Genomic DNA, 8,167 nt, shown 5'->3' on the forward strand with positions numbered 1-8,167 from the left:
CCAACGCAATTACGATATCATTTCATACGTAACTTATTCGTAAATGCCGAATTACCTCACAAGTCCAACGTCTGCCTAACGTAAGCTCTACACCACGAGATTAGGTTCGAGTCCTACCCGGGGAGCTTTTGTAAGTCTAAGTCGAACAACGAGTAATGTTACCTGACGGCGTTCGTCAGTGCGGCCTGAGAACAAGGAAAAACCTGTACCGTACAGGATTGACCAAGTTTGGAGGTTGCATGATGTCGAACGCTAATTCTTTACGCGTCCCTAAGTATCGACGCCACAAGGCCAAAGGGCTCGCCGTTGTCACTCTTAATGGCAAGGATCTTTACCTCGGTAAGTACGGCTCTGCCGCTAGTAAAGAAGCCTATCGGCGGATCACGACTGAGTGGTTGCAGGCTGGTGGTAATCTCACCAACAGCAGGGAAGAGATTACCGTTGTTGAGATCATCGCGGCCTACATGCGGTACGCTAGATCCTACTATCACAAACATGGGAAAGCCACCAACGAGGTCTATTCCGTAAAGCGTGATCTTGGTGTCGTGAGGGAACTCTACGGCAGAGAACAGGCCAGTAAGTTTGGCCCCCTGGCACTCAAGACCGTGCGGCAAGCCATGATCGAGAAGCAATGGTGCCGTAATCATGGCAACAAGCAAGTGGACCGCGTGAAGCGGGTATTCAAGTGGGCCGTGAGTGAGGTATTGATTCCAGGAAGCGTGTTCGAGGCCTTAGAACGTGTTTTGAAATTCAATAATTGGCTTTCGCGAGTCTTTTTGACATGAGGCTAATCATGGCGATATAGGTGATCGCCTCGCTGGAGGCGGCTGTTTTTTCGTAGTCTTTACTGTGACGTCGATGGCGTGGCAACCAAGCGAAGGTCCGTTCGACAATCCAGCGTTTGGGCAACACGACAAAGCTCTGAGCACCAACCGGCCGCAACACCGTTTGCAGAATCCAACCGAACGTTTCCATTACCCATTCGGGCAAATCTCCACGACCGCAAGCAAGATCTCCAAAGACCACCTTGATCCGCTTGTATTGTTCTCCCAGCTTTTCCATGACCCATTCCGCGCCGTCTTGATCTTGCCAGTCTGCCGCATGAACCACGATCGTCAGTAACAATCCCAGCGTATCGACGGCCACATGTCGCTTGCGGCCCGTGATTTTCTTGGCCGCGTCCTAGCCTCTTTCCTCACCTCCCTCAGCTGTGCGGATCGACTGACTGTCAACAATTGCTACCGTAGGCGTCGATTTCTTGCCAGCAGCCTTCCGCGTCTTCGCTCGCAAAGCATCATGAATCTTTTGCCAAATTCCGTCATTTCGCCACCTCCAAAAGACATTGTAGACGGTGCTCCAATTCGGAAAGTTCCTCGGCAGCATTCGCCACTGGCAACCAGTTCGTACGACATACAAAACCGCGTTGATAATCCGTCGGCGGTCTATCGGACGACGCCCCAGCCGCGAGGGCCGTGGCAGCAGTTGGCAAATCAATTGCCATTGTCGGCTAGTCAAATCGCTGGAATACTTTATCTCCGTCTTCATGCTGCGGCTCCTTCCAAAGGCTGCTTACCAAAAGAGGGAGCCGTAGCTGTTTTTACAATGCAGGCAATTTCAAAACACGTTCTCAACAAAAAAAGAAAAGTGGAGACCGTACATCAAGCACAGTTTGACTAAACTTACATCTGGTCACCGAACACGGCGACCACTATTTGGTTGCGGCCATCGGCCGCGTTAGGACGTTATCACTCTCGAAATCGCTGTTTCAAAAACCCGCCGGAGTTAACAAGCAGTTCCCTTTCGGAGAGGTAATTGCGTGGGACGCGATTAATGCAAAAAAGGCTGGTCACAAAAGTGACCAGCCTGTGTCATCAAATTAGTTATCGAACCTAGCCGCTTAGGCAAATTGGTTCTTACGTCTTAATACGAGTGCCAAAGTAGTGAGACCAAGCAACAGCACGGAAGCAGGTTCTGGGACAACGGATATTTGGGTAAACATCACATTGGTACGTCCATCGAAGCTAGGAACAACAACAGAAAATGCACCGAGCTTTTTGGGCGCTGGCTCACTGGTAATGAAATGGATTCCCTGAGCGATCAAATCCCGCGCGGTTTGGACCGAGAGGTTGCTAAGATTACTACCTTGCTCAACCTGATAGAAGCCATCGCCGTTGATCTCCACAATTCCACGGAAGTCGGTAGTAGGATCAACGATATCCAATCCGAATTCATTGCTACGAACAAAACCGCCGTTAATTGTCAACTTTCCATTCTTCGTGGGGTCGTCGTCAAATCGCAGCTTATCGTTGACGATCATTGACCCACTATTGACCGTTATTTGAGTGCTACCGAAGAAATAAAAATCATCGTCTGCAAAAATATCCCCTCCATCAAGATGAATACCTGCATTCGCTTCAGTAACTAAGCGGTCGCCTATATTAAGCGAACCGCCAGTCATCGTGAGTGAACTGTTGGCGTTGATGAAGAAATCGTCATCAGTGCTAGCCGTGCCACCCGACATCGTCATCACACCCACGGAACTATTTCCCAGAGTGATGTCGTCGCCGGCCACCAAAGAACCTCCCGACACGGACAATAAACCAATATTAATTCCACCCGGATCACGGCCAACATTCATGTCGCGAACCGTTAAGTCTCCGCCTGTTATGAAGGCAGAACCATTCCCAGCAGCAGTACCAATGTTTACGTCCAAGGCAGTCTGACCTGGCTGTGTATTGTCAACTAGCACAACGCCAAGTAGGGGAATGTCAGCCGAAGTGGTCGGACTAGGGGGTGAGGCTGGATCACCACTGATAGGGTTGCCAAAAGGATCAGTGATTTGCTCCCAATTGGCGGCGTCGTCCCAGGAGGTGCCATTGCCTCCTCCGTCGAATTCATAAAGGCCATCCAACTGACCATAACTGGCGGTCGTCATTAGACCGCAGACGAGCAAGCAAGAAGTGAAACCAACAATTTTTCTGGACATTAGCAAGTCTCCTCAAAGATGAGTAAAGGAAGCGATCCGACAAAATCTCAATTCCTGGTTATCAGTATAACCTATCTGATAGCTACGTAAAAGTAATTTCCTGTCTGATTTCTATTGTTCTTGAGCATATTCATCATTTAATTCTTGGCTGGCTCGAGTTGCATAGGCGTTGTAGGGAATCGGGGAAATATCCTCAGATATGAACTCCACATGGCCATCGGCGAAGAAGAAATTCGCTCCTCTCGAATGCCGACTTCCAAAAGCGCACGCTGCAAAATAAGGTCTGTCAGGAGGGACTCTCTTTCGATGCATCTTGACAAAATCCACATAATCTGGTCCCGCAGGTGTATTTATGGGATTGTCAGTCGTTCGCATGCCGTCTAGATGCCGGACAGAGGAGGACCAAATATTACTACTATCGATAATGTGACTATTTAGAGTCTCACCCCCAAAAAAAGTATTGCTCGTACCATCTTCGATTTCACGCAGTTTGATTTCGCGAATGTAGAAGAAGAGACCAGAATTATCCGTTTTCACTGCAAAGAAATCTCTGCCCCAACTAGGTCCTCGATGACCCATGTTAAGAACATAATCCCCGGTGGCCGGAATAAATTCTGCATTTTCATAGACTAGTGATTCGGTGACTGGCTCAGAACCAGCGCTCGGACAAGCAAACATATCCGGACGCGTGCCGAGCGCTTGTTGAATTCTCGAAGTTGCCCAAGAAGTGTAAGGCTCGGCTTCCTCAGAACTGGACTGAATAGGCCAGATAATCTTGTTCTGACTTCTTAAATCAAGTGCGTCATAAATTGCTTGCTGCTCTAGATAGGGCAGGAGCTTCACAAACGCGCTCATAGACGATCGCAGTATATCGGAATCGGGCTCACAACCACGCACTGAGGGCTCTATTGCTCCGTCGCAGCCATGCCGCCCAGCGGGTAAATTCCCATTCGTTCCTTCATAATTCAACAGTGACAAGCCGATCTGTTTTTGATTGTTGACACATTGTGTGCGTCGAGCTGCCTCACGTGCAGCTTGAACTGCCGGCAGCAAAAGTGCTACAAGAACTCCGATAATTGCAATCACGACCAGAAGTTCTACCAAGGTAAAACCCTTGTCCTTGTGACGAAACAGTTTTTTTCCACTGTCGTTACTGCTCATCCTTCTCTCTCCCTAAACGTCCCTAAGGTTCTTAAAGTCTATTTCTCATGTAATGGCCTAGATTTTCTTAAGCTGCCCTGCAAGGAACGTCTTGCTCTCTACCAAAGAAATATAAGGGTACTTAACCCAGGTGTCATTACTCAGCGGAGTCGCTCCACAAAAGGTTCTCCCCCATCCCAAGTAAGGTTAATCACGAGCGAATCAGTAGGCTCGGTAATACTCTGCGTCAAGTCTGATGTTGAGTACCGAAAATACTTCTTAGGCGCATGCCATTTTCTTTTTTTTGCGCTAATCTCCTCCGATCCATCTACCTCGATTTTAAATATTCCAGGCGTGACACCATCATGTTTCTCGTAGGTGGAGAGGGTAAAGCGTCCTTCCTCATCGAGCCTGGCGGCTGCTTGCCGACCGACTTCGGGTACGAATCGGATGAAGCCATGAGTAAGTGGTTCTCCGTCGATCAAGACCTGTCCAGACACAGCTAAACGATCTGGCCGACCGTCACTGCAACCAATTGTGGGCAGCAATAACAGCCATGTTAGGCCGAATCCAAATGTGAGAAAAAAATCCACACGACAAAAATGATGGAACACACATCGCATATACTAAATTTAGTCAATAATTCCTGCAGTGGAGATAGGAAAACTAGCGTGAAACCGATTTTGTCGAATCTCTTTCGGCACGGGACAGTAGTGCAATGCTGAAGAATAAAACTAAAACACCTGTCGCTGGCTCAGGTACAGCGACCACAGCACTGAGCGGCGGAGCACCATAGTTTCCTTGCCAATCAGTCAAATCAGAAGGCGAGATAGAAACACCTGGCACGCCATTAGGCGAGTCACCTCGTTGCCAACGCAGGAAATCACTGCCATCCACATCGCCGTCGTTGTCGAAGTCACCCAGCAGTCCGGGTGACGCGCTTGAGACCTGGGTGTAATCGGTGCCTCCAACATCCACGACGGATACCGACAATGGCGATGCACTACTCGTTGTGAAAAACCCACTGGTGATCAAACCTTGCACAGCCGAGGCACTCTCCTGAGCGTTCTTGAATTGCAAGAGGCCACTCCCGTTAATCTCAATGGTCCCCATGCTCAGTAGTTCATTGAAACTGCCTGCTCTAAGGATACCGCCATCCACTACTACTGATCCTTGCACCCGAAGAGCATTATTCGCTTGTAATAACCCGCTCAGAATATTGACGGACACATTCGGGGTCTGCGTTATATTGGCATCGGTAAACCCTAGGTTTGCCGTATTTGCAATTAGGATTGTGCCCCCATTAAGATCGAGAGAAGAATTTCGGTACATCCTAAGGTCGCTGCCCACGTTAATGGTGCCTGCCGTAATGTTTAGATTGCTGCCGGCGTCAAACGTCCAGTCGAAGGATAAATCCCCTCGGGTGTTTACAATCCCGCCGCTCATATTCATTTGGCCTTTGGAGCCACTACCGATCCACAAACTATCCGTTGTTACAGTACCCTCGCTTAGATTGAATGTGCCTGGATAGCGGTTCTCAGCTGGCCCTCCTTCACCTACATCGGCGGCACCCACGCGCAGCCTCCGATTGCAAGTAAATGGAGACATCGAACAGCTGTTGACAGTGGTCAACGTTCCGCCGGTCATTGTCAGTAAACCCTCGCCACCGAAACGAGCAATACGCACTTCAAAGGCTTCAGCCGTATCACCAGGGCCGATGACAGGTGCATTAACACCGAATGTAGAAGTCTGAATCTCAACACGTGTCCCGAAATCGGGAATCGCAGGACCGAAAGGTGGGAGCGGGTCGGCTCCTGAATCACTCCAATTCTCGCTCGTCATCCAATCCGTCGGATCAACGGGTTGAGGATCCATGTCCGCAACACCATCGAAATCATAGGTTTCGTCTTCCTGGGCCACAACCATGTGAGCAGATGACAGAAGCAACAACGCAGCAATGGTCGCAACAGTAGCAATTTTCCAAGGCATGTGTATCAACTCCGTTGGGATTCAGTGAAGATAAGATCAAGAAAGTTTAATACCCAGGGGTGAGATACTGGATTATAATCTCTTAATCGGGGAACTTGCAACAAGTAGTTACTCCCTGCTGTGGCATTTAGCTGCTAGTCTTTTGCTTGTGGTACTTTCATATAATGGTGGATTCTGCATTTCTTGCTCCGCAAGACTGTAGTTCCCAAGAATCCGAGAGGCTCTTTCTGTATCGGCAAGATTGGAGTTGGTAAAACGGTGCAGGGGAGGTCCAATCCTTCAGAGCCGAGGCGTTTATTTGGAAGTGAGTGGCGTCTTAATTGGAGTATATCGCTCTCATTATAACAATTGCATCTAACTGTCCTTGAGCAGTATGATAAATTGATCGCTGCCTCTACTAACTTTGGTAATTCTTCTCACAGTGACATTTATGAGCCCAATTAACCGAAGATCGTTCATGTCTGTTACATCAGCGGCAGGCATGGCAATCCTTTCGCCAAAGGCTTGGTCTGCAGAGACAAAGGACATCCGCGTTGCTGTCATTGGAGTAAGAGGTCGAGGCCGAGAGCATCTCCAAGCGCTTGGCCAAAATGTTGTAGCAATTTGTGACGTAGATGAGCAAATCCTTCATCAGAGATCAGATGAAAGTGCCCAAGAGCTAGGGCGAAAACCAGCAAAGTTTGTCGATTATCGGAAGCTCTTGGATGAGGGGGATATCGATGCCGTCTCAATTGCAACACCGAATCATACCCACGCACTGATAGCAATTGCAGCAATCCAAGCAGGGAAAGACGTCTACGTAGAGAAGCCAGTCAGCCACAACGTTTGGGAAGGACAGCAACTTGTCGCTGCTGCCGACCACTACGGGCGAATTGTTCAATGCGGAACGCAGGCAAGATCCAGCTCCGGAATAGCAGAAGCAGTGGAGTGGGTACAGCAGGGTGGCTTGGGTAGGATTCGTTACGCCGTGGGCACGTGCTACAAGCCAAGAATGAGTATCGGCACGCTCAACCGTCCGCTCAAGATTCCGAATCACATCCAGTACGATCTCTGGTGCGGCCCAGCCAAAAAGCAAGAGATATTTCGTCCTGAACTCCATTACGACTGGCATTGGGACTTTAATACCGGAAATGGAGATGTTGGGAATCAGGGCATACATCAGATGGATATTGCAAGGTGGTTCCTTGGGGAAAAGGAATTGCCACCTCGGGTACTGAGTATTGGAGGAAGATTTGGCTATGACGACGCCGGAAATACTCCTAATACTCAAGTTGTCTATTTTGATTATCCGAAGGCACCTCTTGTCTTTGAAACACGTGGATTGCCACGCTCCAAACGAGCCCAAGCGGATTGGAAGAACTCGATGGATTCTTATCGCGGAAGTCAAATTGGTGTGGTGGTCCAATGTGAACAGGGACACGTACTCGTGCCAAACTATACCAGTGCGATAGCCTTTGACCTTAAAGGTCATGAAATTAAACGCTGGGATAAAGCCAGCGATCACTTCGCCAACTGGCTCAATGCAATCGCAAACCAGGACAAATCGTTGCTCAATGGCAAAATTCAAGAGGGATATTTAAGCAGCTCTCTTTGTCAGCTCGCCGGGATTTCCCATTTGGTTGGTAAGTCTGCTACCCCAGACGCAGCGGCAGAGCAAATCGTCGCAAACGACTTGCTTGCCAACTCTTTTGATAGAATGGTCGGTCACCTACGTGCTAACGATGTAGTGCTCGGTGAAGATGACGCTCATTTGCAAATGGGTGAATGGTTGGAGCTTGACCCCCAGGGAACGGAAATAATGGGAAATTCCCAGGCTACAGCCTTGCTTCGTCGCCAGGCGCGAGCCCCGTATGAGATCCCCAATATCTCTTGAGAATGAATCAGCTGAAGAAATCATTGGCGCTAGCATTCCTCATTCTTATTGCTGTCTTGCCTCAGTCGGAATTGGAATTATCCTAGGTGAGCGTTAGTATAACGCGAAGCTTTGGAGAATTCGATGAGCGAGAGCAGTTCCAACAAGCGAGAACGTCGTCACTTCAGTGGCCCTCAGAA

The 8,167-nt window shown here is 49.0% G+C and carries 8 protein-coding genes; 2 read left to right on the forward strand and 6 right to left on the reverse strand.

The features are described from left to right. Positions 1–239: 239 nt before the first annotated feature. Positions 240–785, forward strand: coding sequence for a hypothetical protein (locus tag Pla144_RS24240; RefSeq protein WP_146453294.1), 546 nt, complete (start codon positions 240–242; stop codon positions 783–785). Here the strand turns inward: Pla144_RS24240 and Pla144_RS24960 are convergent. From Pla144_RS24960 to Pla144_RS24265, 6 genes are all read right to left on the reverse strand, one after another. Beyond that, positions 751–1,167 carry a transposase gene (locus Pla144_RS24960; RefSeq protein ID WP_261342345.1) on the reverse strand — a complete coding sequence of 139 codons (417 nt, stop codon included), beginning with the start codon at positions 1,165–1,167 and terminating at the stop codon, positions 751–753. The genes Pla144_RS24240 and Pla144_RS24960 overlap by 35 nt on opposite strands. Positions 1,168–1,182: 15 nt before the next feature. Further along, on the reverse strand, positions 1,183–1,545 hold the full coding sequence (locus Pla144_RS24965) for an IS5 family transposase (protein WP_197530993.1): 363 nt from the start codon (positions 1,543–1,545) through the stop codon (positions 1,183–1,185). A gap of 352 nt (positions 1,546–1,897) precedes the next feature. Beyond that, positions 1,898–2,986, reverse strand: a complete 1,089-nt coding sequence (locus tag Pla144_RS24250) for a PEP-CTERM sorting domain-containing protein (protein ID WP_146453295.1) — start codon at positions 2,984–2,986, stop codon at positions 1,898–1,900. A 111-nt stretch (positions 2,987–3,097) separates the two neighbouring features. Further along, positions 3,098–4,147, reverse strand: a complete 1,050-nt coding sequence (locus Pla144_RS24255) for a DUF1559 domain-containing protein (RefSeq protein ID WP_146453296.1) — start codon at positions 4,145–4,147, stop codon at positions 3,098–3,100. 140 nt (positions 4,148–4,287) lie between these two features. Next, entirely contained in the window at positions 4,288–4,626 is a 339-nt protein-coding gene (locus Pla144_RS24260; RefSeq protein ID WP_146453297.1) for a hypothetical protein, read from the reverse strand. Positions 4,627–4,792: 166 nt separating this feature from the next. Beyond that, positions 4,793–6,115 carry a hypothetical protein gene (locus tag Pla144_RS24265; protein WP_146453298.1) on the reverse strand — a complete coding sequence of 441 codons (1,323 nt, stop codon included), beginning with the start codon at positions 6,113–6,115 and terminating at the stop codon, positions 4,793–4,795. Positions 6,116–6,572: 457 nt separating this feature from the next. Between Pla144_RS24265 and Pla144_RS24270 the strand changes: the two genes are divergently transcribed. Continuing rightward, positions 6,573–7,988 carry a Gfo/Idh/MocA family protein gene (locus tag Pla144_RS24270; RefSeq protein WP_197530994.1) on the forward strand — a complete coding sequence of 472 codons (1,416 nt, stop codon included), beginning with the start codon at positions 6,573–6,575 and terminating at the stop codon, positions 7,986–7,988. Positions 7,989–8,167: the final 179 nt, after the last annotated feature.

Origin of the sequence: Bythopirellula polymerisocia (assembly GCF_007860015.1) — a bacterium.
Lineage (GTDB): Bacteria > Planctomycetota > Planctomycetia > Pirellulales > Lacipirellulaceae > Bythopirellula > Bythopirellula polymerisocia.

Coding starts and splice junctions, on each gene's coding strand:
- Pla144_RS24965 (WP_197530993.1), bottom strand. CDS start 1,545: ATGAAGACGGAGATAAAGTATTCCAGCGATTTGACTAGCCGACAATGG.
- Pla144_RS24265 (WP_146453298.1), bottom strand. CDS start 6,115: ATGCCTTGGAAAATTGCTACTGTTGCGACCATTGCTGCGTTGTTGCTT.
- Pla144_RS24270 (WP_197530994.1), top strand. CDS start 6,573: ATGTCTGTTACATCAGCGGCAGGCATGGCAATCCTTTCGCCAAAGGCT.
- Pla144_RS24240 (WP_146453294.1), top strand. CDS start 240: ATGATGTCGAACGCTAATTCTTTACGCGTCCCTAAGTATCGACGCCAC.
- Pla144_RS24255 (WP_146453296.1), bottom strand. CDS start 4,147: ATGAGCAGTAACGACAGTGGAAAAAAACTGTTTCGTCACAAGGACAAG.
- Pla144_RS24250 (WP_146453295.1), bottom strand. CDS start 2,986: ATGTCCAGAAAAATTGTTGGTTTCACTTCTTGCTTGCTCGTCTGCGGT.